This is a genomic window from Pseudomonas sp. NFACC16-2 (assembly GCF_900119205.1).
Classification (GTDB): domain Bacteria; phylum Pseudomonadota; class Gammaproteobacteria; order Pseudomonadales; family Pseudomonadaceae; genus Aquipseudomonas; species Aquipseudomonas fluorescens_Q.
The window spans coordinates 83,670-108,850 of sequence record NZ_FPIX01000013.1 but is presented as its reverse complement, the minus strand read 5'-3'; the positions used below and the strand labels follow the sequence as shown (position 1 = coordinate 108,850).

Here is a 25,181-nt window from a genome sequence, read left to right as displayed (position 1 = left end):
CTTCTGCGTTGTCGCTGTGAGCGCAGCCGTGAAGAATGCACACCAAGCCAACGGATTAGTACCCAGAAGATAGCAGAAACAGGGGCAATTCCAAGGCGTAGTTGTTTCTCACCCCTTGCGCTCAGTGTCACTGAGGAGATCAAAGCATGAATAGTTTTTCTAACAAGGTTGCGATTGTTACCGGCGGTGGTTCAGGCATTGGTAAGGAAGTAACCAAACGGCTCGTTGAAGCGGGCGCCAGTGTTGTCATCGGTGGTCGAGATGCTGTGAAACTGGCCCAGGTTGCCCAGGAAATTGATGCCTCGGGTCAAAAGGTCCGCTTTCATGCGGGGGATATCGCCAAGCCTGCCACCGCGCAAGCACTGGTTGACCTCGCAGCGAGCAGCTTCGGCGGCGTAGACATCCTCATCAACAACGCCGGCATCTTCAACCCTAAGCCATTTCTTGAGGTGAGCCCGGAGGAATATGACGCGTTTCTGGACATTATCCTCAAAGGCAAGTTTTTCATGGCCCAGGCTGCGGCCAAAGCCATGCTGAAGCGCGGCGGCGGCGCAATCGTCCAGACCGGTTCATTGTGGGCGATCCAGGCCATCGGCGCGACGCCCTCGGCTGCCTATTCCGCCGCGAATGCGGGCGTCCACGCCCTTACTCGCAACCTGGCGCTTGAGCTGGCCGGCTCCAGCATCCGCATTAACACGGTGGCGCCCGCAGTGGTTGAAACTCCGGTCTACGGGACCTTCATGGACGCTGATCAGGTCAAGGAAGTCTTACCGACCTTCAACGCTTTCCACCCGCTTGGCCGCAACGGTCAGCCAGCAGATGTGGCCCAAGCGATGTTGTTCCTCGCCTCGGATGAAGCCTCGTGGATCACCGGCACTGTATTGCCAGTCGATGGCGGCGTGACTGCCGGTCGTAACTAATCAGGAGAGATGCAGCATGATGAACTGGAATGAGTATTTTGCGGGCCTGATGGGTAACGTCAGTGAGTTCGCCAAACTGGCCCCGGAAACCATGCGTGGCTTCCACGCCATCGGCAGCGCCCCGGCTAAGCACCTGGAGCCGAAGATCCATGAGCTGATCGCCTTGTCCGTGGCAATCACCACACGCTGTGACGGCTGTATTGCCTCCCACGTCCAGGCTGCGCTCAAGCATGGCGCAACCCGCGAAGAAATCGCTGAAGCGCTGGGCGTAGCCATCTCGCTCAATGCTGGGGCGGCACTGACTTACACCGCGCGGGTATTCGATGCCGTGTCTGCCTTCGAGAAACACTGATATAACTGGGCGCCGGATGGCGCCCTTTTTTCGTCCCGGAGGGCACCCATGACTACGGCACCCATGACTACACAGAAAATTGCCATCATTGGAGGAGGTCTGGCTGGTGTTTATGCAGCCTATCGCCTTCGTGGTCTTGGCATAGGCTTCGATCTGTTCGAAGCACAAGGTCGACTTGGTGGAAGAATTCTTTCAACGGAGGTGGGTGGCTTTGATCTCGGGCCGACGTGGTTCTGGCCAGACTGCCAGCCTCGCATGCAAAGCCTGGTCGAGGAGTTGGGCTTACCTACGTTTCAGCAACACGAAGAAGGGGATGCGCTGGTAGAGCGCTGGGCCACTGATCTGGTTCGTAGAGAGGGGTATCGCTCGGGCAACGTTTCGATGCGTATAGAAGGGGGAACAGGCCGCTTGGTTAAAGCGCTCGCGGCTTCATTGCCACAAGCATCTGTCCACGTCGATGCAGCGCTGACGGACATCCAAATCGACGATCAGGCTATACGCTTAACGCTCTCTGAAGGCCGAGTTCACTCTTCGATTTACTCACAGATTTGGCTGGCTATACCTCCTCGGCTAACAGGGAAAATTCATTTTACGCCGCCCCTCTCTCGGCAAAAATTGCAGCAGATGAACAGCATGCCGACATGGATGGCGTCACACGCTAAATACGTTGCACGATATGCCAGGCCATTCTGGCGTGAGCACGATCTCTCGGGCGATGCGTTCAGCGGTGTTGGCCCACTAGGTGAAGTTCACGACGCCTGTAATGAAAGCGGGGCAGCACTCTTCGGTTTTCTAAGTATGAATGCGGCTCGACGCCAAAGCATGAATATGTCGGATTTGAAGGCGTTATGCCGGGAACAACTGAAGCGTCTCTTTGGCGATGAAGCGCTCAATCCAATTGAGGACTTCATACACGACTGGGCAACCGATCCATTTACTGCGACAGACGAGGATCAGGTTTCGCTGGGGTGGCACGGACGGCATGAGTTCACGCTGTCCCTCGATTCACCATGGAGCGATATATTTCATTTGATCGGCAGCGAGGTAGGTGGCGATCAAGGCGGCTACATGGAGGGCGCATTGGCAGCCGTCGATAAAGCACTGGGCGAGCTTATCAGCAGCGACATTCGTACTGGATTCGGTTTGGAGGAGCAGTTAGGTCGAAAGCACAACTGTACGGGCTGAATGTCGGTTATGTGAATCTCTACTGGCAACGCTCGGATCTCAATGGATGGGGATGGTGGGGCTTAGACGCGAAACCCCGTATCGTTTAACGATGACGGGGGCTGAGGTCCATCAAGTACCGTGGAGAGCCACGGAAAACCGTCAGACGTTAAAGCGGAAGTGCATCACATCACCGTCCTTGACGATGTACTCCTTGCCTTCCAGACGCCATTTACCCGCCTCCTTGGCGCCCGCTTCACCCTTGTACTGGATGAAATCCGAGTAGGCGATGACTTCGGCACGGATGAAGCCTTTTTCGAAGTCGGTGTGGATCACGCCAGCGGCTTGCGGTGCGGTGGCACCGACGCGGACGGTCCAGGCGCGGACTTCTTCGACACCGGCGGTGAAGTAGGTCTGCAGGTGGAGCATCTCGTAGCCAGCACGGATTACGCGGTTCAGGCCAGGCTCTTCCAGGCCGAGGGCCTCGAGGAACATGTCTTTCTCTTCACCGTCATCCAGTTCGGCGATTTCCGCTTCGATCTTGTTGCAGACCGGAACGACCACGGCGCCTTCTTCTTCGGCAATGGCCTTGACCACGTCCAGGTGCGGGTTGTTCTCGAAGCCGTCTTCAGCGACGTTGGCGATGTACATGACCGGTTTGGTGGTCAACAGGTGGAAGCCTTTGATCACCTGCTTCTCGTCGGTGCTCATGTTCTTCATCAGGCTGCGCGCAGGCTTGCCTTCGGTGAAGTGGGCGATCAACTGCTCCAGCAGGCCTTTCTGGACGACCGCGTCCTTATCACCACCCTTGGCGTTGCGGGCGACTTTCTGCAGTTGTTTTTCGCAGCTGTCGAGGTCGGCGAAAATCAGTTCCAGGTCGATGATTTCGATGTCGCGTTTCGGGTCGACGCTGTTGGAGACGTGAATCACGTTCTCGTCTTCGAAGCAGCGCACCACGTGGGCGATGGCATCGGTTTCACGGATGTTGGCCAAAAACTTGTTACCCAGGCCTTCGCCCTTCGACGCGCCGGCCACCAGGCCTGCGATGTCGACGAATTCCATGGTGGTCGGCAGGATGCGCTTGGGATTGACGATAGCTGCCAAGGCTTCCAGGCGCGGATCGGGCATCGGCACGATGCCGCTGTTCGGCTCGATGGTGCAGAAGGGGAAGTTTTCGGCCGCGATACCGGATTTGGTCAGGGCGTTGAACAGGGTGGACTTGCCGACGTTAGGCAGGCCGACGATGCCGCAATTGAATCCCATGGTGTTTCCCCTCGGATAAGTGTCAGGCCTTCTGGCTGTGCAGGTTTTTCATCGCGCGGTTCCATTCACCGGCGAGGATATCCGGCAGCACGCCGAGGGCGAAGTCGATGCTGGCATCGAGTTTTTCCTGTTCGGCGCGAGGCGCACGACCCAGGACAAAGTTTGAAACCATACTGGCAACGCCCGGGTGGCCGATGCCGAGCCGCAGGCGGTGAAAGGTATTCTGATTACCCAGTTGCGCGATGATGTCGCGCAACCCGTTGTGACCGCCATGGCCGCCGCCTTGCTTGAGCTTGGCAACGCCCGGAGGCAGGTCGAGTTCGTCGTGGGCCACCAGGATTTCTTCAGGCTTGATGCGAAAGAAACCGGCCAATGCCGCTACGGCCTGGCCGCTGCGGTTCATGTAGGTGGTGGGAATCAACAGGCGAACATCCTGACCCTGGTGCGAGAAGCGACCGGTCAGGCCGAAATACTTGCGATCGGCTGCCAGGCTGACGCCTTGTGCTTGCGCGATGCGCTCAACAAAAAGGGCCCCTGCGTTATGCCGGGTCTGTTCGTATTCAGCGCCTGGATTTCCCAAGCCAACGATCAGTTTAATGGCAGTCACGATAGGGGCCCTTCCTGGAGTGTGGATAACGATGTCGCAATCAGGCGGTGTTGCGGCAGTGGACGAAAATGGCGGATTTACCGTTAAGTAAACTTCGCGTTCTCGCCCGCTGTCTCGCTACGTTCCAGTCCGCGATGTTTCCGGCCACTCCGGCGACAGAGTGAAATTACTCTGCAGCGCCTTCTTCAGTAGCTTCTGGAGCAACACGTGGAGCGTGGACGTTGGCAACAGCCTTGTCATCGCCGTGTGCCAGAGCAACAAACTCAACGCCTTTAGGAGCCTTGAGGTCGGACAGGTGAATGATCGTGCCGACTTCGGCGTTAGCCAGGTCGACTTCGATGAATTCAGGCAGGTCTTTCGGCAGGCAGGACACTTCCAGCTCGGAAGTCACGTGCGAGATTTCGCCGCCTTTCTTGACCGGAGCAGCTTCGTTGATGAAGTGCACTGGAACAACAGCAGTCAGCTTCTGACCGGCAACAACGCGGACGAAGTCAGCGTGCATCACGTGGCCTTTGGCCGGGTGACGCTGCAGGGCCTTGATCACGACGTTCTGCTTGGTGCCGCCAATGTTCAGCTCGATGATGTGGCTGTAGGCCGCTTCGTTTTCGAGCAGTTTGGCAACTTCTTTGGCCAGCATGCTGATGGACTCAGGGGCTTTCTCGCCACCGTAGACTACAGCTGGAACCAGGCTTGCGAGACGACGCAGGCGGCGGCTCGCACCTTTCCCCAGGTCGGAACGCACTTCAGCATTCAGAGTAAAATCGTTCATGTTGTATCTCCAAAGTAACCACATTCACCCCAGCGCTTGCGACCAGCGCTTAAGGCGATATGGGCAAAAAAGCCCCGCCCCGACAGGTAATGCCGGGGCGGGGCGCTTTTCGTCAACGAGATGTCCTGGAAAGGGCAGGGCCCTTAGCGGAACATCGCACTGATCGATTCTTCGTTGCTGATGCGGCGAACCGCCTCGGCAACAACCGGTGCGATATCCAGTTGGCGGATACGCACACAGGCTTGTGCTGCAGCGGACAGCGGGATGGTATTGGTGACCACCAGCTCGTCCAGCACGGAATTTTCAATGTTCTCGATCGCTCGACCCGACAGCACAGGGTGTGTGCAGTAGGCAAAGACCTTGGCAGCGCCATGCTCTTTCAGGGCCTTGGCCGCGTGGCACAGGGTGCCGGCGGTATCGACCATGTCATCGACCAGAATACAGGTGCGCCCTTCGACGTCGCCGATGATATGCATCACTTCGGAGTGATTGGCTTTCTCACGGCGTTTATCGATGATACCCAGATCCACGCCCAGGGATTTGGCAACTGCTCGTGCACGCACGACGCCGCCAATGTCCGGGGACACGATCATCAGGTTTTCGAAGCGCTGATCTTCAATATCATCCACCAGGACCGGGGAGCCGTAGATGTTATCCACGGGAATATCGAAGAAACCCTGAATCTGGTCAGCATGCAAATCAACCGTGAGGACACGGTCGATGCCGACTACGGTCAGCATATCAGCCACGACTTTTGCGCTGATTGCCACACGTGCGGAACGCGGACGGCGATCCTGACGGGCATAACCAAAGTAAGGAATAACAGCAGTGATACGAGTAGCCGAGGAGCGACGGAAGGCATCAGCCATCACGACGAGTTCCATCAGGTTATCGTTGGTCGGGGCGCAAGTCGGCTGAATAATGAAGACGTCTTTACCGCGAACGTTTTCATTGATCTCGGCAGTGATTTCGCCGTCGGAAAACTTACCGACAGAAATGTCACCGAGAGGGATATGCAGCTGACGTACAACACGCCGAGCCAGATCGGGGTTAGCGTTCCCCGTAAAGACCATCATCTTGGACACGCGCAGTACCTGAAGGCTGAGGGTATACCTGGATGAGTATAGGAAAATGGCAGGGGCGGCTGGATTCGAACCAACGCATGGCAGGATCAAAACCTGCTGCCTTACCGCTTGGCGACGCCCCTGTATCTGTTGCTGCGAGTGCCCAGCACTCGATTCCTTTTAGAGCAGGTCTTGCAGCTTGCGATGCAACATCGAAACGTTGCTTCCTTTTGCTACAAACCCTGTAAGGGTCTCTGTCAGAAGGGCCGAGACTTTATCAGCTTCAGCTTTGCTTGGGAAGCCCCCAAACACACAACTTCCAGTTCCGGTGAGTTTTGCTTCGGTAAATTTACCTAGCAAATTCAAAGCGTTACGAACATCTGGATAACGCCTTGCTACCACCGGTAAGCAGTCATTTCGACTGTTTCCCTTGGGAACGGGGCGCACTTTAATGGGAGGAGAGTTACGTGTCAACAGTGGATCTGAAAAAATTTCTGCTGTACTTACAGAGACTTGCGGCACCAGTACCAAGTACCAGGGTTCTTCAGGGTCCACCGGGGTGAGTTTTTCCCCTACGCCCTCAGCGAAAGCGGCGTGGCCACGCACGAAAACCGGCACGTCGGCGCCCAGTGTCAAGCCCAGGGCAGCCAGGCGATCGATGTCCCAGCCAAGCTGCCACAAATGGTTGAGGCCCAATAAAGTCGTCGCCGCATTCGAGCTGCCGCCACCGATGCCGCCCCCCATGGGCAGGATCTTGTCGATCCAGATATCGATGCCCTGCGGACAACCGGATTGCGCCTGGAGTTTTTTCGCGGCCTTGACGATCAGATTGTCGTCATGGGGAACACCTTCGAATTCGGTGTGCAGGCGAATCACGCCGTCGTCGCGTACGGCAAAGGTGATTTCGTCGCCGTAGTCCAGGAACTGAAAAATCGTCTGCAACTCGTGGTAGCCGTCCGGACGACGACCGAGGATGTGCAGCATCAGGTTGAGTTTGGCCGGGGAGGGCAGGGTCAGGCGTGCGGCGCTCATGTCATTGCCCCAGCTTGCGCGGCTGCCATTGCTTGATCACCAGCGTGACGTCGAGGTTGCTGCCGTGCAGCTTGATGCGTTCGGGCAGCCAATAGCCGTTCTGCTGGGCATAGCTTAAGTATTCGATCTGCCAGTCATCCTGTTCCAGGTTGGACAGGCGGCTGTCGGCATCGAGGGTCAGGCGGCTTTTGCTGTCCGGTGCCGGCAGCCCGCGAACCCACCAGGTCAGGTGGGAAACCGGCAGCTTCCAGCCCAATTGTTCTTCCAACAACGCTTCGGGCGTGGGCGCCTCGTAGCGTCCCTGGTTGGCGACTTCCAGCGATACCTGGCCCGGCCGACCGGTCAGGCGGGCCGCACCGCGACCCAGTGGGCCCGAGAGGCGAATGTCGTAGTAGTCCTGGCGTTGCAGCCAGAACAGCGTGCCACTGCCGGAGTCTTTCGGGGCGCGAATGCCGATCTTGCCGTCGATCTGCCAGCCGTCGAGGCCGCTCAGTTGTTGCTTGTGCTCGCGCCATTGGGTCTGGTTGCCCTGGCCCTGGACGGATTCACGGGCGCCGAAGCCCGCGCAGCCGGCGAGCAGGGCAATGAAGCTGAAAACGATGAGATGGCGCAAAAACATAATCTTAAAGAGTCTCGGATCCGGTCAGGCGTTTGATGGTGCTGCGCAAGATTGGGCTGTCAGGCTGATCCTTGAGGAATCGGCTCCAGATCTGCCGGGCTTCGCGTTGTTTGCCGTTGGCCCACAGGACCTCGCCCAGGTGAGCGGCGACTTCCTGGTCGGGAAAGCGCTCCAGGGCCTGGCGCAACAGGCGTTCGGCTTCGTCGAGATTGCCCAGGCGGAAATTCACCCAGCCAAGGCTGTCGAGCACCGCCGGGTCTTCCGGATTGATCTGGTGGGCCTGTTCGATCAGCAGCTTGGCTTCGTCATAACGGGTGGTGCGATCCGACAACGTATAGCCCAGGGCGTTGAGGGCCATGGCGTTGTCCGGGTCGCGCTGGATGATCAGGCGCAGGTCTTTCTCCATCTGGGCCAGGTCATTGCGTTTCTCCGCCAGCATGGCGCGGGTATACAGCAGGTTCAGGTCGTCCGGGTACTGCTTCAAGGCTTGTTGCAGCACGTTCCAGGCCTTGTCGCCCTGGTTGTTGGCCGACAAGGTCTCGGCTTCGATCAGGTACAGCTGGATGCCGTAGTCCGGTTGGGAGTCGCGTTGTACCGCGAGGCGGCTTTGGGCTTCGGCCGTCTTGCCGTTGCCGATGAGGATATCGGCCTGGCGCAACTGCGCCGGCAGATAGTCGTTGCCCGGGCCAACCTGGGCGTACTCGATCAGTGCGCTCTCAGGGTCATTGCGTTCCTCGGCGATGCGCCCCAGGTTCAGATGGGCCGAGTCGACGTGGCTTTCCCGGGCGATCAGGTCTTCCAGGTAACCCTTGGCCTCTTCCCAGGCCTTGGCTTCCAGGCAGACCAGCGCCAGGGAATAGCGCAACTCGTCGTCTTCCGGGTATTGCTGGACCAGGCTGGAGAACTCCACCTTGGCGTCGTCCATGCGGTTGTTTTCCACCAGCATGCGGGCGTAGGTGAGGCGCAGGCGTTTGTCGTCCGGGTACTTCTTGATGCTTTTTTCCAGCAGCGGCAGTGCTTCGTCGCCGCGGTTCAAGCCTTGCAGCAGACGTGCGCGCAGCAGGATCGGCGCCACTTCTCCAGCTTCCGGCGGGTTGTCCTCCAAGAGCGTGAGGGCGCCCTGGGTGTCGCCATCCTGTTGCAACAGCAGGGCCTTGCCGAAAATCAGCTGGCCGTTGTTCGGGTGGCGCTGCAACAGGCGATCGAAGCTTTTCATCAGGCCGTTGCGGGTTTCCTGGTCGGTATCGGCGGCGGACAGCGCCAGGAAGTCGAAATGGGTGTCGCCCTTGCCCAGCAGGACCTTCTCCATATACATCATGGAGTCGTCGTAGCGCCCGGCCCGGGCCAGTTGCACGGCGGCGGCGCGCTGCGCTTCCAGGTCATCGGGGGCGTTCCTGGCCCAGATCAGCGCGGTATCGAGCGCGGGCTGGTCGGCGCCCAGGTATTCGGCAATGCGAAATGCCCGTTCGGAGATTCCCGGGTCCTGGGTATTGATGGCCTGGGTCACGTAGTTGTCCAGCGCAATGTCGAAGCGATTGCGCTGGCCTGCCAGTTCGGCGCTCAAGAGGCTAAAGATGGTTTCTTCGCTGAACGAGCCGTAGACCTTGGGTTTTTCAGGTACCTGCACGCTGTCTTCGACCGGCGGCGTACCGTCCGTCGAAACGGGGGCCATGGACTGGCAGCCGCTGAGCAAGGCAAGAGCGAGGAGCAACGCGGAAGATCTATTCATATAGGAAGAGGACGACTAACCTGCGGTCAGATCATCATGACACAAGCCTTGGGTCAAACATAACCGCCCCGTCGATTTACAACCCAGGGCAGGGCGATAGAGATCGAGTGGTTGTTCTGAATCTGACGAAGTAGGACAATTGCCGGCTTCACGTCACTATCAGCGACCTTGAATGGCCTTCCTTGCACTTGGTATTAACCACAAGACTGCTTCAGTAGACGTCCGCGAGCGCGTGGCCTTTACGCCTGAGCAGCTGGTTGAGGCCCTGCAGCAGCTCTGCCGACTCACCGACAGCCGCGAAGCTGCGATCCTCTCCACCTGCAATCGCAGCGAGCTTTATATAGAACAGGACCACGTTTCGGCGGATTCGATTCTGCGCTGGCTGGCCGACTATCACGACCTGAGCCTCGAAGAACTGCGCGCCAGTGCCTATGTGCATGAAGACGATGCGGCCGTTCGTCACATGATGCGCGTCGCATCGGGCCTCGACTCGCTGGTGTTGGGCGAGCCGCAGATTCTCGGCCAGATGAAGTCGGCCTACGCTGTGGCCCGCGAGGCCGGCACCGTCGGTCCGTTGTTGGGCCGTCTGTTCCAGGCCACCTTCAATGCCGCCAAGCAAGTACGCACCGACACCGCCATCGGCGAAAACCCGGTGTCCGTGGCGTTTGCCGCCGTCAGCCTGGCGAAGCAGATCTTCAGCGATCTGCAACGCAGCCAGGCGCTGTTGATCGGTGCCGGTGAGACCATCACCCTGGTCGCCCGCCATCTCCACGACCTGGGGGTCAAGCGCATAGTCGTCGCCAACCGGACCCTGGAGCGGGCCAGTACCCTGGCCGAGCAGTTCGGCGCCCATGCGGTGCTGTTGTCGGACATTCCCGCGGAGCTGGTGCACAGCGACATCGTCATCAGTTCCACCGCCAGCCAGTTGCCGATCCTTGGCAAGGGCGCGGTGGAAAGTGCCCTGAAACTGCGCAAGCACAAGCCGATCTTCATGGTGGACATTGCTGTTCCCCGGGACATCGAGCCTGAAGTCGGCGAGCTGGATGACGTGTATCTCTACAGCGTCGACGATCTGCACGAGGTGGTCGCCGAAAATCTCAAGAGCCGGCAGGGCGCGGCCCAGGCGGCGGAAGAGATGATCACCGTCGGCGCCGAGGACTTCATGGTGCGCCTGCGCGAGCTGGCGGCGGTGGATGTGCTCAAGGCGTATCGTCAGCAGAGCGAACGCCTGCGCGACGAGGAGCTGCAAAAGGCCCAGCGCTTGCTGGCCAACGGCGGCAGTGCCGAAGAGGTGCTGGTGCAACTGGCCCGCGGCCTGACCAACAAATTGCTCCACGCCCCCAGTGTCCAGCTCAAGAAGCTGACCGCTGAAGGCCGCCTCGATGCGCTGGCCATGGCCCAGGAACTCTTCGCCCTCGGTGAGGGCTCACCGGATAGCTTTTCGGATAAAAAACTGCAATGAAAGCGTCACTGCTCAACAAGCTGGATATCCTCCAGGACCGTTTCGAAGAACTGACCGCCTTGCTGGGCGATGGCGAAGTCATTGCCGACCAGAACAAATTCCGCACCTATTCCAAGGAATATGCGGAAGTCGAGCCGATTGTCGCCACCTATAAGCAGTTGCTCAAAGTGCAGGGCGACCTCGAAGGCGCCCAGGCGCTGCTCAAGGACAGCGATCCGGACATGCGCGAAATGGCCGTGGAGGAAGTCCGCGAAGCCAAGGATCAACTGGTTGAACTGGAAAGCAACCTGCAGCGCATGCTGTTGCCCAAGGACCCGAATGACGGGCGCAATGTGTTTCTTGAAATCCGTGCCGGTACCGGCGGCGACGAGGCGGCGATTTTTTCCGGCGACCTGTTCCGCATGTATTCGCGTTATGCCGAGCGTCGCGGTTGGCGCGTGGAGATCCTCTCGGAGAACGAAGGCGAACACGGCGGCTATAAAGAAGTCATCGCCCGGGTCGAAGGCGATAATGTCTACGGCAAGCTGAAATTCGAATCGGGTGCCCACCGTGTGCAGCGTGTGCCTGCCACCGAATCCCAAGGGCGTATCCACACCTCGGCTTGCACCGTGGCGGTATTGCCCGAGCCGGACGAGCAGGAAGCCATCGAGATCAATCCGGCGGACTTGCGGGTCGACACTTACCGCTCCTCCGGCGCGGGCGGCCAGCACGTCAACAAGACTGATTCGGCGATCCGCATCACGCACTTGCCCTCGGGCATCGTGGTCGAGTGCCAGGAAGAGCGTTCCCAGCACAAGAACCGCGCGCGGGCCATGGCCTGGTTGTCGGCCAAGCTCAACGACCAGCAGACCAGCGCAGCGGCCAACGCCATCGCCAGTGAGCGCAAATTGCTGGTGGGCTCGGGGGATCGTTCCGAGCGGATCCGTACCTACAACTTCGCCCAGGGCCGGGTCACCGATCATCGCGTCAACCTGACCCTGTATTCCCTGGACGAGATTCTTGCCGGTGGAGTCGATGCGGTGATCGAGCCATTGCTGGCCGAATACCAGGCCGACCAGTTGGCGGCGATTGGCGAGTAAGCACAGGTGAATAAATGACCATCATCGCCAGTCTGTTACGCGCCGCCGAGCTGCCGGATTCGCCCACGGCACGGCTGGACGCCGAGTTGTTGCTTGCCGCAGCCTTGGGCAAGTCCCGCAGCTTCCTGCACACCTGGCCCGAGCGGATCGTACCCAGTGAGGCAGCGTTGCTGTTCTCCGAATACCTGCGGCGGCGTCGCTCCGGCGAGCCGGTGGCGTACATCCTCGGGCAACAGGGTTTCTGGAAACTCGACCTGGAAGTCGCGCCTCATACCTTGATCCCGCGTCCCGACACCGAGCTGCTGGTGGAAACCGCGCTGGCGTTGTTGCCGGCTACACCGGCCCGGGTCCTGGACCTGGGCACCGGCAGCGGTGCGATTGCCCTGGCATTGGCCAGCGAGCGCCCTGCCTGGAAAGTCACTGCGGTCGACCGGGTGCTGGAGGCCGTCGCCCTGGCCGAACGCAATCGCCAGCGCCTGGATCTGCACAACGTCACGGTGCTGAGCAGCCACTGGTTCAGTGCGTTGGAAGACACGCGTTTCGAGTTGATCATCAGCAACCCGCCGTACATTGCAGCCAGCGATCCGCATCTGGCGGAGGGTGACGTGCGTTTCGAGCCGTCCAGCGCCCTGGTTGCCGGGCCGGACGGGCTCGATGATTTGCGCCAGATCGTTGCCCAGGCCCCGGCTCACCTTGAGCCAGGTGGCTGGGTGATGCTCGAGCACGGCTACGACCAGGCCGAAGCAGTGCGCGACTTGCTGCGCACCCACGGCTTTGTCGAAGTTCACAGCCGCAAGGACCTGGGTGGTCATGAACGCATCAGCCTGGGGTGCCTGCCGTGCTGAACGATCAGGAGTTGTTGCGCTACAGCCGGCAGATTCTGTTGCAGCACGTCGACATCGACGGTCAATTGCGTCTCAAGCAAAGCCGCGTGCTGATCATCGGCCTTGGTGGTCTCGGCGCCCCGGTAGCGTTGTACCTGGCCGCCGCTGGGGTGGGGGAGATGCACCTGGCGGATTTCGACACCGTCGACCTGACCAACCTGCAACGCCAGGTCATTCACGACACTGACAGCGTCGGTCTGAGCAAGGTCGATTCGGCGATGCGACGCCTGGGGGCGATCAACCCTGAGGTTCGGCTGATGCCTCACCGGGTGGCCATGGACGAAGACAGCCTGGTCGCGGCAGTCGCGACAGTGGATGTGGTGCTCGACTGCTCCGACAATTTCTCGACCCGCGAAGCGGTGAACGCGGCCTGTGTCGCGGCGGGTAAGCCGCTGGTCAGTGGCGCGGCGATTCGTCTGGAAGGGCAGTTGTCGGTGTTCGACCCGCGCCGCCCCGAAAGCCCTTGCTACCACTGCCTTTATGGCCACGGCAGCGAAGCCGAGCTGACCTGCAGCGAGGCCGGTGTGATCGGACCGCTGGTGGGACTGGTGGGCAGCCTGCAAGCCCTTGAAGCCTTGAAGTTGCTGGCCGGTTTCGGTGAGCCGCTGGTGGGGCGCTTGCTGTTGATCGATGCCCTGGGCACGCGTTTCCGTGAACTGCGGGTCAAGCGCGACCCAGGTTGCAGCGTCTGCGGTGGCCAACATGAGTGAAACGCCGATAGGGGTACTTGACTCGGGTGTCGGCGGGTTGTCGGTGCTGGGGGAAATTCGCCAGCTGCTGCCCAATGAGTCGCTGTTGTATGTGGCAGACTGTGGGCATATTCCCTACGGCGAGAAGACCCCGGAATACATCCGGCAACGCTGCGCGATCATTGCCGACTTTCTCCTGGGCCAGGGCGCCAAGGCGCTGGTTGTCGCCTGCAACACCGCAACGGTTGCTGCCGTTGCCGATCTACGCCGTGATTTCCCCCATTGGCCCATCGTCGGGATGGAGCCGGCGGTCAAGCCCGCGGCTGCCGCGACCCGCAGCGGTATCGTCGGTGTGCTGGCCACTACCGGCACCTTGCAGAGCGCCAAGTTCGCCGCTTTGCTCGACCGTTTCGCCACCGATGTGCGAGTCATCACGCAACCGTGTCCGGGCCTGGTTGAACTGATCGAGACGGGTGATTTGCACAGCCTGGCCTTGTATCAATTGCTGCAACATTACGTCGACCCCTTGCTGGCAGCCGGCTGCGATACGCTGATCCTGGGGTGCACGCACTATCCGTTCCTCAAGCCATTGCTCGCGCGGATGATTCCGGAGCACATCAGCCTGATCGACACCGGTGCCGCCGTGGCCCGGCAACTTCAGCGTCTTTTGGCTGAGCGAGAGCTGCTGGCTGAGGGACCAGCCGGCGAAACGTATTTCTGGACGAGTGCAGACCCGATACATTTAAGAAAAATCCTACCTACGCTATGGCATTCGTCCGGCGTTGTGCGAAGCTTCGATCTGTAAGAAAAATGTGAAAACCGTGTGAAACGGGCTGAACTTCTGTTTGGGGGCAGATTTCTATAGCTTTGTCTGTTTGTAACAAAATCAACTAAGTCTGTTCGGAAAAGGATGTTTCTAATGAAGCGCTTATTCTGCTTTGCCGCGTTTGCGGCTGCATTGTTGGGGCACACTTACACTGCACAAGCAGCGGGTGTGGAATTTGGGGTTGGCCAGACCAGCGATTCGACCATGACCTATCGCCTGGGCATGCAGTTCGACTGGGACAAGAGTTGGCTGCAAAGTGATGTCGGTCGCCTGACCGGCTACTGGAGCGGTGCCTATACCTACTGGGAGGGGGACGAGACCTCCAGCAATCACAGCCTGTCGTTTTCGCCTGTGTTTGTGTATGAATTTTCCGGCCAGAACGTGAAGCCTTACATCGAGGCGGGTGTCGGTGTGGCGTTGTTCGCCAATACCGAAGTGGAAGACAACAAGCTCGGTACGGCTTTCCAATTTGAAGATCGTATCGGCTTCGGCCTGCGCTTCAACGGTGGACATGAAGTGGGCATTCGCGCCACTCATTACTCCAACGCCGGCATCAAGTCGACCAACGATGGTGTAGAAAGCTACGCGCTGCACTACACGATGCCGCTGTAACACTTAAATACTGTGGGAGCGGGCTTGCTCGCGAAAGCGTAGTGTCAATCGCTTCAGTGCTGGCTGATCCGACGCTTTCGTGAGCATGCCCGCTCCCACAAAAAACGGGTCTATTTCCTACCGATACGCCGTCGCAATCCCTTGGCGTTCTTCCAGGCACTCCGGTGCGCCCATCTCGAACTCTCGGCAGATCAGCGGGCGCTTTTCGTAGATGGTGCACATCATGCTGTCGCGATCCAAGGCCGCGCACCAACCGTCATCAAGCCGCAGCATCACCTCTCCACCCCAGTCGTCCGTGTCGATAAAACGCTCTGGAACCCCGGTGTCGGTGATCAGCATCACTTCCAACTGGCAGCAGCACGCCGCGCACGTCGAGCACGTGACTGCCGGTGCCGGGATTTCATGGACAGGGATGGTTTTCATGGCGCGCAGTGTAAGGCAATCGGCGGCTCAGGGTTGTCCCTTGATCGGATAGCCGTTTTTCGCCTGGCATGAGTCAACATCGGGCGGCACGGTTTCGGTCGACGAAGGCAAAGGCCAGAGTACGGTCATGGACGCAATGGGGAGCGCGACTTCCCGCGGGCGCTCGACCAACTGATTCAGCACATGTCGCGCTGCTTCGTCCGCCGACCAGTGAGCCGGGGTTGGGAGGCAGTCTTCGGCCCCCTGCAATGGGCCGTCGTAGCCAGGGTGTACCAACGTCGCATCAACACCCGCGCGCGCCAGGTCTGCCCGAGCCGATTCGAACAGGTGACGCATCCCGCTGCCACCCGCTTCGGTTTGCGAAGGCGGCAGGTAAGTCGCCGGGCTGGCAATACCCACCAGATGAGGTTCGGTCCCGGCGCGCAACAAGGGCATGGCCACTTCGATGCAGAAACTGGCAGCCAGCAGATTGCTGCGCACAATATGCTCGATCAATGTGTGATCAGCCGGCTGCCCGTCAACGTACTCAGCCGTCCCGGCATTGACGATCACCTGATCCAGGGCGCCCCATTGCCGGGCGATCTGTTCGCCGATCTCGCGCACGGCCTGGCTGTCGGTCAAATTGCCGGGCACGGCCAGCACTTGTCCTGGATAACGTACCGAAAGGGTTTCGCATGATCGGGTCGAGCGCGAACTGACGGCCAGGTATGCACCTGTCTCCAGTATCGCTTCAGCCAACGAAGCGCCGATTCCGTTGCCCGCCCCAGTGAGCCAATAGCGCCGTGGCAGTCTTAGACCCATTCCCTACTCCTTTCGATTGGACAGCATACTGATCCGTGGCTTTTCAGTAGAGTCCGTACGATTAGTAAGACTATATGTTATCGGGTAAATGATGCATCCCGTCGACCGGCAATTTCGTGTTCGCTAATCGCCCACCCCTTCAATGGCTGCATCCTGTCGCGTTGGCAGGTTTCTGAACGCTGCCAGCGCACGCGCCCTGGATTGGCTCAAGTCGACAATCGGTGCCGGATAATCCACGGCGCCAAACAAGCCGCCCTGGGTATTTGGGCTATGGACCTGTTGCCTGTCCAGATCGTTCAGTTCAGGTAACCAGTGCTTGATGAACAAGCCCTCGCGGTCAAATTTTTCCGACTGGCTCAACGGATTGAAGATGCGGAACCAGGGCGCCGAGTCGGTGCCGGTGGAGGCGCTCCATTGCCAGCCGCCATTGTTGGCGGCGAGGTCGCCGTCGATCAGGTGCTGCATGAAAAAGCGCTCGCCTTCGCGCCAATCGATCAACAGGTTCTTGGTCAGGAACATGGCTACGACCATCCGCAAGCGGTTGTGCATCCAACCGGTCTCCAGCATTTGACGCATGGCTGCATCGATAATCGGCAGGCCGGTGCGTGCCTGCTTCCAGGCTTCCAACTCTGCGGGGGCCTTGCGCCATGCCAGCGCCTCGGTTTCGGGGCGAAACGCACGATGGCGCGACACGCGTGGATAGCCCACCAGAATATGTTTATAGAACTCGCGCCAGAGCAATTCATTGATCCAGGTCATAGTGCCGGCATTTCCGCTCTCGAATTCACCTTGGTTGGCTTGCAGTGCGGCGTGCAGGCATTGACGCGGCGACACCACGCCGGCCACCAGATAAGCCGAGAGCTGGCTGGTGCCGGGCCTGGCGGGGTAATCCCGTTCGCCTTGGTAATCGTCGATGTGCTGGTCGACGAAGGTGTCCAGGCGCCGACGGGCTTCGGTTTCCCCGGCGGGCCAGAGGGCTCGTAGCGCTTCGCTGGGCGGGGCGACCCCATCGACTTGTATCGGCACCGGGTCGCGGGCAATGCCGGTGGAGGCCTGCCGGGCCGGCGTGGCGACCAGGCTCGGCAATGAGAGGTGCAGACGGCTGTAGCAGACTTTGCGGAACTGACTGAACACTTGGAAATAATTGCCGGTCTTGGTAAGCACGCTGCCAGGCTTGAACAGTAATTGATCGAGGTGGCTGTGAAATTCAACGCCCTGGTCATTCAGCGTGCGGGCGACTTCGGCGTCGCGTCGTGTTTCATTCAGGCCGTACTCTTCGTTGACATGCACGGCGTCGACGTTCAGTTCGCGACACAGCTTGAGCAGTACCTGCGGTGCCTGGTGCCAATGCGCAGCGGCGCGGATCAGCAGTGGGATGTTCAATTCGGCCAGGGCCGCACTCAACGCGCTGAGGTTGCGCAACCAGAAATCGATCTTGCACGGTGCGTCGTCATGGGCGCGCCATTGTTCGGGGCTGGTCAGGTACACCGCCACGCAGGGGCCTTGGGCTGCGGCCGCCGTGAGGGCGGTGTTGTCGTGTAGGCGCAAGTCGCTGCGCAGCCAGATCAGTTGCATGCTGTCTTCCATCTAAAGGAGTTCTCGGCGACTCAGTTCGCGGTGAGCCGATAACGGATCTTCGGCCCAGGACACGTCAATCATCGACACGCCTGTGGATAACCTGGCTTGGTGGATCGACGCAGCCGGGCCGGCAATGACGATCGGGCAATCGATTCCGCCCAGCAGCCTGGGCAGTTGGGACAGGTTGAGTGCGTGACTGGAATACAGCAGGACGCCGCGGGCCTTGAGGTGCTCGACCGCCAGGGCCAGTTCGCCGGTCGGTAGAGGGCAGTCGAACACTTCCACCGGGCAGTCGGCGCTGCTGGCCAGCCAGGCGGTGAGCCATAAGTGCGGCTCCTGGGGCGAGTCCGAATGATTGACCAGCAATAGTGGCGCGCCACGCAACTGACGGTTGTTGTGGTAGATCCGGCTGCCGAACTTGCTGCGCAGCCACGAGTACAGGAAGACCCGTTCCAGCTGCGCACCGAACTGGCCTTGCCAGCGCAGGTGCAACTCGGCCAGCAACGGCAAGAGCAACTGCTCGCACACGGTCCAGGGTGGGTACAGCGCCATCGCCTGGTTGACCAGGTCGTCGATCTGGCGCTCGGCCAGTTGCGTCACCGCCAGCACCAAGGCGTGGCGCTGGCGCTGCCAGTCATTCTCCGGCACCTGTGTGGGTTCGGTCGGTGGCTGCGGTGTGTCCAGCAAAGGCTTGATCTTGCTCACCGCAACGCCACGGTCGATCCAGGTGAGAATGCTCAGGATCCGTTGCACATGGTCGGCATTGAACAGTCGGTGGCCCTTGGGGGTACGGTGCGGCACGATCAGGCCATAACGGCGTTCCCAGGCTCGCAGCGTGACGGCGTTGACACCGGTTTGCCGGGCGACCTCGCGTATGGGCAGCCAGCCTTGCGCCAAGGCCTTGGCAAAGTCGGCCCCCAGGTCTTCGCTGGCGCTGGAGTCGGGTTCGTTCTTCATCAAATAGCGTTTCGCAAGCTGAGGTTTTCCGGGTGTGGTTGCAGGTAGACCTGCTGCGTCAGGTAAGGATCGGGGTGCTGGCGCAGGTGATGCTTGAGCAACGTCAGTGGCACCACCAAGGGCACGATGCCGAGGCGATATTGCCCGATGAGATGCTGTACTTCCTGTTTGTCATCGGCGTCGATGGCGCGCTTGAGGTAACCGCTCAGGTGTTGCAGCACGTTGGTGTGGGTGCGGCGGGTGGCGCATTTCTTCAAGGCGGCCATCAATGCGCTGAAATAGCGTGGGCCCAACTCATTGGGGTCGGCCTTGCCCATGTTGCCCAGCAAATTGCCCAGGGCCTTGTATTGCACTGGGTTGTGGGCCATCAGCAGGTATTTGTAGCGCGAGTGGAATTCGATCAGGTCGCGACGGCTCAGTCCGTCGCGACGCAAAAGTTGCCAGGCGGCATAGGCGAACACCCGGGTCAGGAAGTTCTCGCGCAGCACCGGGTCGTTGAGGCGACCGTCTTCCTCCACCGGCAGGTCGGGGTGGCGTTCGCAGAAGGCCTGGGCATAGATCCCGCGGCCGCCGCCGTCCTGGGGCACGCCGTTGTGGTCATAGACCTTGACCCGCTCCAGTCCGCAGGACGGCGATTTCTGCATGAAGATATAGCCGCAGATGTCATCCAGTTCCCCAGCCATTTGCTTTGCGTAATCGGCCAGTGGCCGGGTCGCGTTGAGCTCGCGATTCACCGTGCCGAGCGCCTCGGGATGTTTGGGGTCGCCCACCAGGCGAATCGGCTCCCGGGGGATGCCCAGGCCGATGGCGACTTCGGGGCACACCGGCACGAAATCGAAATAGTCGACGAGGGTGCGGCTGCACAACTGCGATTGCTTGTGCCCGCCGTTAAAGCGAACTTCGGCCCCCATCAGGCAGGCGCTGATGGCGATTCTGGGTTTGGCGATGGCTGTGCTGGACATAGGCGACCTCTGATTGCTAAATCTTGTACAGATTTGTATTTCTGTACAATATTTTCATCATAGGTCCGAACGTGCACAAGTCAACCGGATTGTGTGGCGAGGCGACGTCAATCTGTGTCGCAGGCAGGCTGCTGTCTCTTTCGACAGCAGCGAATATCGATGGGTGATGCGCTTACTGCAGGCTTGCGTGCAGGCGGCGTGCGGCCTCCTGGCCGCTGAGCCATGCGCCTTCGACCCGGCCGGACAGGCACCAGTCGCCGCACACATACAGGCCCAGGTCGGCATCGGCCAAGGCGCCCCACTCGTGGTTGCCGGCGGGGCGGGCGTAGAGCCAGCGATGGGCCACGCTGAAGCTCGGTGCGGGCATCGCGCTGTGCAGCAGTTCGGCGAAGGCGCCATGCAGATGTTCGATCACCGCTTCCTTGGACAGGTCGATGTGCTGCCGGCTCCAGTCGCTGGTAGCGTGCAGTACCCAGGTGTCGAGCGTGTTGTCGCGTCCCGGCTTGCTGCGGTTGCGCGCCAGCCAATCCAGGGGGCTGTCCTGTACGAAGCAGCCTTCCATGGGCGTATCCAGCGGTGTTTCGAAGGCCAGCGCCACGGCCCAGGTCGGGTCCATCTTCACGCCAGCGGCCACTGCGGCCAGCTTCGGTACGGCCGCCAGCAACGCGGTGGCCTGGGGCGCGGGCGTGGCGATCACCACCTGGCCGAAGGGGCCGTGGGTGAAGCCTTCGGCGTCCTGCAAATGCCAGTGTTCCTGGCCGCGGTACACCTCGGTGATCCGGCAGGAAAACTGCACCTGCAACTTGTCGAGCAAGGCGCGGCTGATGGCGCTCATGCGCGGTGTGCCGACCCAGCGGGTCTGTTCGTCCGGCGATGGGCTCAGTTGTCCGTTCTGGAAGTTGTAGAGTTGCGGGTTCCATTCCGCCGCCCAGCCGTTGGTTTGCCAGCGCTGGACCTCCGTGACAAAGCGGCGATCACGGGCGGTGAAGTATTGCGCGCCCATGTCCAATGCGCCGGCGTCGCTGCGTTTGCTCGACATGCGTCCGCCGCTGCCGTGGCTTTTATCGAAGAGTTGAACGATATGCCCGGCCTCCGTCAGGGCCTGGGCGGCTGAAAGTCCGGCGATGCCGGTGCCGATGATTGCGATAGGTACAGTCATGAGGGCCTCGTTTACCTTTCTGTACAGACTACGCCGTCGTTTAAACCTGTACAATTCGGGTTTTTGGTATAAGTTTTACCGTTCGCGTTTGGACAGCTTGTCCTATTGTTAAACACAGACCCTGTCCGATACGAAAAATCCCTGCTTATAAAAATAGACTAATGGGCCGGGTAAAACGCGATGCGAGGAACATCTCATGCACATATTGCTGACCGGCGGTACTGGTTTGATCGGACGTCAGCTCTGCCGCCTCTGGTTGGGGCAGGGACATCGCTTGACGGTATGGAGTCGCCGGCCCGAAGAGGTGGCGAAAATCTGTGGGGCAAATGTACGAGGCGTTGCCAGGCTCGATGAAGTTGTCGAGCCGGTGGACGCAGTGGTCAACCTCGCGGGAGCGCCGATTGCCGACCGGCCCTGGAGTCACAAGCGCAAGATGTTGTTGTGGAGCAGTCGCATCACGTTGACGGAGGTTTTGCTAGCGTGGCTGGAGCGTTGCGAGCAGAAACCGCAGGTGTTGATTTCCGGTTCCGCGGTGGGCTGGTATGGCGACGGTGGCGAGCGTGAGTTGACTGAGGAGTCGGGGCCGGTGAGTGAAGATTTCGCCAGCCAGTTGTGTATCGCCTGGGAAGAAACCGCGCAACGGGCCGAGGCGTTGGGCATACGCGTGGTGCTGGTTCGTACCGGCCTGGTCCTGTCTGCCGAGGGCGGCTTTTTGTCGCGGCTGCTGCTGCCGTTCAAACTGGCGCTGGGCGGGCGTATCGGCAATGGTCGGCAGTGGATGCCATGGATTCATATTGACGATCAAATCGCCCTGATTGATTTTCTTCTGCACCGCTTTGATGTCAGCGGTCCTTATAATGCGTGCGCTCCGAACCCGGTGCGCAACCGCGATTTTGCCAAGGCCCTGGGGCATGTATTGCATCGGCCAGCCGTGGTGCCGATGCCGGAGCTTGCGTTGAAAATCGCGCTGGGGGAACTGTCCTTGCTGTTGCTCGGCAGCCAGCGCGCCACGCCAGCCCGATTGCAAGCGGCGGGTTTCACATTCCGGTTCACCGATTTGCCTGCGGCCTTGGAAGACTTGTCCAGCCGCCTTTGAAATAGGACGTTGCATGACCGATCACGCGTTGCTTCTGGTGAATCTGGGTTCGCCTGCCTCCACTTCGGTGGCCGATGTGCGCCGCTACCTCAATCAATTCCTGATGGATCCTTATGTCATCGACTTGCCATGGCCGGTGCGGCGCTTGCTGGTGTCGCTGATCCTGATCAAGCGTCCCGAGCAGTCGGCCCATGCCTATGCCTCGATCTGGTGGGAGGAGGGTTCGCCGTTGGTGGTGCTCAGCCGCCGGCTGCAACAGGCCATGACCGCGCAGTGGACCCAGGGACCGGTAGAGCTGGCAATGCGTTATGGCGAGCCGTCCATTGAGTCGGCGTTGGTGCGGCTGGCGAGCCAGGGGCACAAGAAGATCACGTTGGCGCCGTTGTACCCGCAGTTCGCCGACAGCACCGTGACCACGGTGATCGAGGAGGCCAAGCGGGTCGTGCGGGAAAAGAGACTCGATGTGCAGTTCTCGATTCTCCAGCCTTTCTACGATCAGCCCGAATACGTTGACGCCCTGGTGGCCAGCGCCAAGCCGTACCTGATGCAGGAACACGATCACCTGTTGTTGAGTTTCCATGGTTTGCCTGAGCGGCACCTGACCAAGCTCGACCCAACGGGCTTTCATTGCTTCAAAGACGCCGATTGCTGCAAGAACGCGCCGCCGGAGGTCATGGCGACCTGTTACCGCGCCCAATGCATTCGCACCGCGCAACTGTTTGCCGAGCAGATGGGGCTGGCGGATGGTAGTTGGTCGGTATCGTTCCAATCACGATTGGGCCGTGCCAAGTGGATCGAGCCTTACACTGAAGCACGCCTGGAAGAGTTGGCTAAAAGTGGCGTGAAGAAGGTGCTGGTGATGTGCCCGGCGTTCGTTGCCGACTGCATCGAGACCCTGGAAGAAATCGGTGATCGCGGGCGCGAGCAGTTCCGTGAGGCCGGGGGGGAGGAGTTGGTGCTGGTGCCTTGCCTCAATGACCAGCCGCAGTGGGCCAAGGCGTTGAGCACGCTGTGTGAGCGGGCGCCGATCGCGCTGTAGCTGATCGTTCCCACGCTCCGCGTGGGAACGCAGCCGGGGATGCTCCGCGTCCCAAAGAGCCGAACGCGGAGCGTCCGTAGAGGTGTTCCCACGCGGAGCGTGGGAGCGATCAAGTCCTAATCAAATCAGCGGGTCATCCGCCTTCTTGTGCTTCCAGCTGTCATTGCCTGGCAGCAGCAGGTTCAACGCAATCGCCACCACTGCGCACAACGCGATGCCTTTGAGACCGAAGTCGTCCGGCCCAGTGCCGGTGCCCACCAGCACGCCACCGATGCCGAACACCAGCGTGACCGAAACGATCACCAGGTTGCGCGCTTCGCCCAGGTCGATCTTGTGGCGGATCAAGGTGTTCATGCCCACTGCCGCAATCGAACCGAACAACAGGCACAGGATCCCGCCCATCACCGGCACCGGGATGCTTTGCAGCAGCGCACCGAACTTGCCGATGAATGCCAGGCTGATGGCAAAGATCGCCGCCCAGGTCATGATCTTCGGGTTGTAGTTCTTGGTCAGCATCACCGCGCCAGTCACCTCGGCGTAGGTGGTGTTGGGCGGGCCGCCGAACAGGCCGGCGGCGGTGGTGGCAATGCCGTCACCGAGCAGGGTGCGGTGCAGGCCGGGTTTTTTCAGGTAGTCGCGACCGGTTACGCTGCCCACGGCTATCACGCCGCCGATGTGCTCGATGGCCGGCGCCAGCGCCACCGGGACGATGAACAGGATCGCCTGCCAATTGAACGCCGGTGCGGTGAAGGCCGGCAGGGCGAACCACGGCGCGGCGGCGATTTTCGCGGTGTCCACGACGCCGAAGAAAAATGCCATGGCGAAGCCCACCAGCACGCCGGAAATGATCGGCACCAGGCGGAAAATGCCTTTGCCGAACACCGCCACGATCAGGGTGGTGAGCAAGGCCGGCATCGAAATCAGCATCGCGGTTTGATAATGAATCAGCTCGGTACCGTCGCCGGCCTTGCCCATCGCCATGTTGGCGGCAATCGGCGCCATGGCCAGGCCGATGGAGATGATCACCGGACCGATGACCACCGGCGGCAGCAGCCGGTCGATGAACCCGGTGCCCTTGATCTTCACCGCCAGGCCAAGAAAGGTGTAGACGAAACCTGCCGCCATCACCCCGCCCATGGTCGCGGCCAGGCCGAACTGGCCCTTGGCGAGGATGATCGGCGTGATGAAGGCAAAGCTCGAAGCCAGGAATACTGGCACCTGGCGCCCGGTGACGATTTGGAACAGGATCGTTCCCAGGCCGGCCGTGAACAGCGCCACGTTAGGGTCCAGCCCGGTGATCAGCGGCATCAGTACCAGCGCGCCGAAGGCGACGAACAGCATCTGCGCGCCGGACAGCACCTGGCGCCAGAGCGGATCGTTGAACTCATCCTGCATGCTCAAGCGTCCTTCTGCTTGGTGCCGAAGATCTTGTCGCCGGCATCGCCCAGGCCCGGGATGATGTAACCGTGCTCGTTGAGTTTCTGGTCAATGGACGCGGTGTAGATGGTCACGTCCGGGTGGGCGTCTTGCACGGCCTTGATGCCTTCGGGCGCGGCGACCAGCACCATGGCGCGGATATCCCGGCAACCGGCTTTTTTCAACAGGTCGATGGTGGCGACCATGGAGCTGCCGGTGGCGAGCATCGGGTCGATGATCATCGCCAGGCGCTCGTCGATTTCCGGCACCAGTTTTTCCAGGTAGGTGTGCGCCTGCAGGGTCTGCTCGTTGCGAGCCACACCCACGGCGCTGACTTTGGCCCCTGGAATCAGGCTCAGTACGCCCTCGAGCATGCCGATGCCGGCGCGCAGGATCGGCACCACGGTGATCTTCTTGCCGGCGATTTTCTCCACCTGGACCGTACCGGCCCAGCCGTCGATTTCATAGGACTCCAGCGGCAGGTCCTTGGTGGCCTCGTAGGTGAGCAGGGCACCGACTTCCTGGGCCAGTTCACGGAAGTTCTTCGTGCTGATATCGGCGCGGCGCATCAGGCCGAGTTTGTGTCTGATCAGCGGATGGCGGATCTCGAGGATGGGCATGGGGAAGGCTCCGGCGGCGGGCAAAAAAACCGGCCTAGATTAATCTATCCGAGGGTGTT

The 25,181-nt window shown here is 60.3% G+C and carries 26 protein-coding genes and 1 tRNA gene; 11 read left to right on the top strand and 16 right to left on the bottom strand.

Going from position 1 to position 25,181, the window contains the following annotated elements; genetic code table 11:
- Positions 1-146 precede the first annotated feature (146 nt).
- Genes BT116_RS13755 through BT116_RS13745 form a run of 3 tightly spaced genes read left to right on the top strand, consistent with a single transcriptional unit; the run spans position 147 to position 2,457 of the window.
- On the top strand, positions 147-920 hold the full coding sequence (locus tag BT116_RS13755; protein ID WP_072344525.1) for an SDR family NAD(P)-dependent oxidoreductase: 774 nt from the start codon (positions 147-149) through the stop codon (positions 918-920).
- Between the two features lie 16 nt (positions 921-936).
- Positions 937-1,272, top strand: coding sequence for a carboxymuconolactone decarboxylase family protein (locus BT116_RS13750; RefSeq protein WP_072344523.1), 336 nt, complete (start codon positions 937-939; stop codon positions 1,270-1,272).
- 48 nt (positions 1,273-1,320) lie between these two features.
- Complete coding sequence (locus BT116_RS13745) at positions 1,321-2,457, top strand: flavin monoamine oxidase family protein (RefSeq protein WP_072344520.1); 1,137 nt, start codon at positions 1,321-1,323, stop codon at positions 2,455-2,457.
- 141 nt (positions 2,458-2,598) lie between these two features.
- Here BT116_RS13745 and ychF read toward each other — a convergent pair whose 3' ends face one another.
- From ychF to BT116_RS13705, 8 genes are all read right to left on the bottom strand, one after another.
- Positions 2,599-3,699: a redox-regulated ATPase YchF gene (ychF, locus tag BT116_RS13740; RefSeq protein WP_072344518.1), complete on the bottom strand. Its 1,101-nt coding sequence runs from the start codon at positions 3,697-3,699 to the stop codon at positions 2,599-2,601.
- 22 nt (positions 3,700-3,721) lie between these two features.
- Positions 3,722-4,306, bottom strand: coding sequence for an aminoacyl-tRNA hydrolase (gene pth / locus BT116_RS13735; protein WP_003205533.1), 585 nt, complete (start codon positions 4,304-4,306; stop codon positions 3,722-3,724).
- A 166-nt stretch (positions 4,307-4,472) separates the two neighbouring features.
- Entirely contained in the window at positions 4,473-5,075 is a 603-nt protein-coding gene (locus tag BT116_RS13730) for a 50S ribosomal protein L25/general stress protein Ctc (protein ID WP_072344514.1), read from the bottom strand.
- Between the two features lie 143 nt (positions 5,076-5,218).
- Entirely contained in the window at positions 5,219-6,160 is a 942-nt protein-coding gene (locus BT116_RS13725) for a ribose-phosphate pyrophosphokinase (protein ID WP_003205529.1), read from the bottom strand.
- Positions 6,161-6,207: 47 nt separating this feature from the next.
- Positions 6,208-6,282 (bottom strand) — tRNA-Gln (locus BT116_RS13720).
- 37 nt (positions 6,283-6,319) lie between these two features.
- Complete coding sequence (ispE, locus tag BT116_RS13715; protein WP_072344512.1) at positions 6,320-7,171, bottom strand: 4-(cytidine 5'-diphospho)-2-C-methyl-D-erythritol kinase; 852 nt, start codon at positions 7,169-7,171, stop codon at positions 6,320-6,322.
- 1 nt (position 7,172) lies between these two features.
- Positions 7,173-7,790: a lipoprotein insertase outer membrane protein LolB gene (gene lolB, locus BT116_RS13710; protein WP_072344509.1), complete on the bottom strand. Its 618-nt coding sequence runs from the start codon at positions 7,788-7,790 to the stop codon at positions 7,173-7,175.
- Between the two features lie 4 nt (positions 7,791-7,794).
- Positions 7,795-9,519: a tetratricopeptide repeat protein gene (locus BT116_RS13705; protein WP_072344506.1), complete on the bottom strand. Its 1,725-nt coding sequence runs from the start codon at positions 9,517-9,519 to the stop codon at positions 7,795-7,797.
- Positions 9,520-9,691: 172 nt separating this feature from the next.
- On the opposite strand from BT116_RS13705, the gene hemA reads away from it, so the two are divergent.
- The 6 genes from hemA (at position 9,692) to BT116_RS13675 (ending at position 15,071) form a co-directional block, all read left to right on the top strand.
- Entirely contained in the window at positions 9,692-10,981 is a 1,290-nt protein-coding gene (gene hemA, locus BT116_RS13700) for a glutamyl-tRNA reductase (RefSeq protein ID WP_072344503.1), read from the top strand.
- A complete protein-coding gene (gene prfA, locus BT116_RS13695; RefSeq protein WP_072344498.1) occupies positions 10,978-12,060 on the top strand; it encodes a peptide chain release factor 1 in 1,083 nt (360 codons plus the stop codon). The genes hemA and prfA overlap by 4 nt, the downstream gene beginning before the upstream one ends.
- A 14-nt stretch (positions 12,061-12,074) precedes the next feature.
- Positions 12,075-12,905, top strand: a complete 831-nt coding sequence (prmC, locus tag BT116_RS13690) for a peptide chain release factor N(5)-glutamine methyltransferase (RefSeq protein WP_072344496.1) — start codon at positions 12,075-12,077, stop codon at positions 12,903-12,905.
- Positions 12,899-13,654: a molybdopterin-synthase adenylyltransferase MoeB gene (locus BT116_RS13685; RefSeq protein WP_072344594.1), complete on the top strand. Its 756-nt coding sequence runs from the start codon at positions 12,899-12,901 to the stop codon at positions 13,652-13,654. Before prmC ends, BT116_RS13685 begins: the two co-directional genes overlap by 7 nt.
- Positions 13,647-14,438, top strand: coding sequence for a glutamate racemase (gene murI / locus BT116_RS13680; RefSeq protein ID WP_072344493.1), 792 nt, complete (start codon positions 13,647-13,649; stop codon positions 14,436-14,438). Before BT116_RS13685 ends, murI begins: the two co-directional genes overlap by 8 nt.
- A gap of 114 nt (positions 14,439-14,552) precedes the next feature.
- A complete protein-coding gene (locus BT116_RS13675) occupies positions 14,553-15,071 on the top strand; it encodes an acyloxyacyl hydrolase (RefSeq protein ID WP_025215451.1) in 519 nt (172 codons plus the stop codon).
- Between the two features lie 117 nt (positions 15,072-15,188).
- Here BT116_RS13675 and BT116_RS13670 read toward each other — a convergent pair whose 3' ends face one another.
- From BT116_RS13670 to BT116_RS13645, 6 genes are all read right to left on the bottom strand, one after another.
- Positions 15,189-15,494, bottom strand: a complete 306-nt coding sequence (locus BT116_RS13670) for a YkgJ family cysteine cluster protein (RefSeq protein WP_003205513.1) — start codon at positions 15,492-15,494, stop codon at positions 15,189-15,191.
- Positions 15,495-15,521: 27 nt separating this feature from the next.
- Entirely contained in the window at positions 15,522-16,295 is a 774-nt protein-coding gene (locus tag BT116_RS13665; RefSeq protein ID WP_072344490.1) for an SDR family NAD(P)-dependent oxidoreductase, read from the bottom strand.
- A 123-nt stretch (positions 16,296-16,418) separates the two neighbouring features.
- Positions 16,419-17,870 (bottom strand): deoxyribodipyrimidine photo-lyase, encoded by a 1,452-nt coding sequence (gene phrB, locus BT116_RS13660; RefSeq protein ID WP_072344591.1) that lies wholly within the window; start codon positions 17,868-17,870, stop codon positions 16,419-16,421.
- Positions 17,871-17,882: 12 nt separating this feature from the next.
- A complete protein-coding gene (locus tag BT116_RS13655; protein WP_072344487.1) occupies positions 17,883-18,830 on the bottom strand; it encodes a MerR family transcriptional regulator in 948 nt (315 codons plus the stop codon).
- A complete protein-coding gene (locus BT116_RS13650; RefSeq protein ID WP_072344484.1) occupies positions 18,830-19,792 on the bottom strand; it encodes a YbgA family protein in 963 nt (320 codons plus the stop codon). Before BT116_RS13650 ends, BT116_RS13655 begins: the two co-directional genes overlap by 1 nt.
- A 172-nt stretch (positions 19,793-19,964) precedes the next feature.
- Complete coding sequence (locus BT116_RS13645) at positions 19,965-20,951, bottom strand: NAD(P)/FAD-dependent oxidoreductase (protein ID WP_072344481.1); 987 nt, start codon at positions 20,949-20,951, stop codon at positions 19,965-19,967.
- A 196-nt stretch (positions 20,952-21,147) separates the two neighbouring features.
- Between BT116_RS13645 and BT116_RS13640 the strand changes: the two genes are divergently transcribed.
- Positions 21,148-22,047 carry a TIGR01777 family oxidoreductase gene (locus tag BT116_RS13640; RefSeq protein WP_072344478.1) on the top strand — a complete coding sequence of 300 codons (900 nt, stop codon included), beginning with the start codon at positions 21,148-21,150 and terminating at the stop codon, positions 22,045-22,047.
- Between the two features lie 13 nt (positions 22,048-22,060).
- Positions 22,061-23,086: a ferrochelatase gene (gene hemH, locus BT116_RS13635; RefSeq protein ID WP_072344475.1), complete on the top strand. Its 1,026-nt coding sequence runs from the start codon at positions 22,061-22,063 to the stop codon at positions 23,084-23,086.
- A gap of 120 nt (positions 23,087-23,206) precedes the next feature.
- Here hemH and BT116_RS13630 read toward each other — a convergent pair whose 3' ends face one another.
- Positions 23,207-24,481 carry a uracil-xanthine permease family protein gene (locus BT116_RS13630; protein WP_072344472.1) on the bottom strand — a complete coding sequence of 425 codons (1,275 nt, stop codon included), beginning with the start codon at positions 24,479-24,481 and terminating at the stop codon, positions 23,207-23,209.
- A 2-nt stretch (positions 24,482-24,483) separates the two neighbouring features.
- Positions 24,484-25,122 carry a uracil phosphoribosyltransferase gene (gene upp, locus BT116_RS13625; RefSeq protein WP_003185330.1) on the bottom strand — a complete coding sequence of 213 codons (639 nt, stop codon included), beginning with the start codon at positions 25,120-25,122 and terminating at the stop codon, positions 24,484-24,486.
- Between the last annotated feature and the right edge of the window lie 59 nt (positions 25,123-25,181).

Excerpts from the sequence above, each read along its gene's own strand:
- BT116_RS13755 (WP_072344525.1), top strand. The coding sequence starts at position 147 with ATGAATAGTTTTTCTAACAAGGTTGCGATTGTTACCGGCGGTGGTTCA.
- BT116_RS13750 (WP_072344523.1), top strand. The coding sequence starts at position 937 with ATGATGAACTGGAATGAGTATTTTGCGGGCCTGATGGGTAACGTCAGT.
- BT116_RS13745 (WP_072344520.1), top strand. The coding sequence starts at position 1,321 with ATGACTACGGCACCCATGACTACACAGAAAATTGCCATCATTGGAGGA.
- ychF (WP_072344518.1), bottom strand. The coding sequence starts at position 3,699 with ATGGGATTCAATTGCGGCATCGTCGGCCTGCCTAACGTCGGCAAGTCC.
- BT116_RS13730 (WP_072344514.1), bottom strand. The coding sequence starts at position 5,075 with ATGAACGATTTTACTCTGAATGCTGAAGTGCGTTCCGACCTGGGGAAA.
- ispE (WP_072344512.1), bottom strand. The coding sequence starts at position 7,171 with ATGAGCGCCGCACGCCTGACCCTGCCCTCCCCGGCCAAACTCAACCTG.
- lolB (WP_072344509.1), bottom strand. The coding sequence starts at position 7,790 with ATGTTTTTGCGCCATCTCATCGTTTTCAGCTTCATTGCCCTGCTCGCC.
- BT116_RS13705 (WP_072344506.1), bottom strand. The coding sequence starts at position 9,519 with ATGAATAGATCTTCCGCGTTGCTCCTCGCTCTTGCCTTGCTCAGCGGC.
- hemA (WP_072344503.1), top strand. The coding sequence starts at position 9,692 with ATGGCCTTCCTTGCACTTGGTATTAACCACAAGACTGCTTCAGTAGAC.
- prfA (WP_072344498.1), top strand. The coding sequence starts at position 10,978 with ATGAAAGCGTCACTGCTCAACAAGCTGGATATCCTCCAGGACCGTTTC.
- prmC (WP_072344496.1), top strand. The coding sequence starts at position 12,075 with ATGACCATCATCGCCAGTCTGTTACGCGCCGCCGAGCTGCCGGATTCG.
- murI (WP_072344493.1), top strand. The coding sequence starts at position 13,647 with ATGAGTGAAACGCCGATAGGGGTACTTGACTCGGGTGTCGGCGGGTTG.
- BT116_RS13675 (WP_025215451.1), top strand. The coding sequence starts at position 14,553 with ATGAAGCGCTTATTCTGCTTTGCCGCGTTTGCGGCTGCATTGTTGGGG.
- BT116_RS13670 (WP_003205513.1), bottom strand. The coding sequence starts at position 15,494 with ATGAAAACCATCCCTGTCCATGAAATCCCGGCACCGGCAGTCACGTGC.
- BT116_RS13665 (WP_072344490.1), bottom strand. The coding sequence starts at position 16,295 with ATGGGTCTAAGACTGCCACGGCGCTATTGGCTCACTGGGGCGGGCAAC.
- phrB (WP_072344591.1), bottom strand. The coding sequence starts at position 17,870 with ATGCAACTGATCTGGCTGCGCAGCGACTTGCGCCTACACGACAACACC.
- BT116_RS13655 (WP_072344487.1), bottom strand. The coding sequence starts at position 18,830 with ATGAAGAACGAACCCGACTCCAGCGCCAGCGAAGACCTGGGGGCCGAC.
- BT116_RS13650 (WP_072344484.1), bottom strand. The coding sequence starts at position 19,792 with ATGTCCAGCACAGCCATCGCCAAACCCAGAATCGCCATCAGCGCCTGC.
- BT116_RS13645 (WP_072344481.1), bottom strand. The coding sequence starts at position 20,951 with ATGACTGTACCTATCGCAATCATCGGCACCGGCATCGCCGGACTTTCA.
- BT116_RS13640 (WP_072344478.1), top strand. The coding sequence starts at position 21,148 with ATGCACATATTGCTGACCGGCGGTACTGGTTTGATCGGACGTCAGCTC.
- hemH (WP_072344475.1), top strand. The coding sequence starts at position 22,061 with ATGACCGATCACGCGTTGCTTCTGGTGAATCTGGGTTCGCCTGCCTCC.
- BT116_RS13630 (WP_072344472.1), bottom strand. The coding sequence starts at position 24,481 with ATGCAGGATGAGTTCAACGATCCGCTCTGGCGCCAGGTGCTGTCCGGC.
- upp (WP_003185330.1), bottom strand. The coding sequence starts at position 25,122 with ATGCCCATCCTCGAGATCCGCCATCCGCTGATCAGACACAAACTCGGC.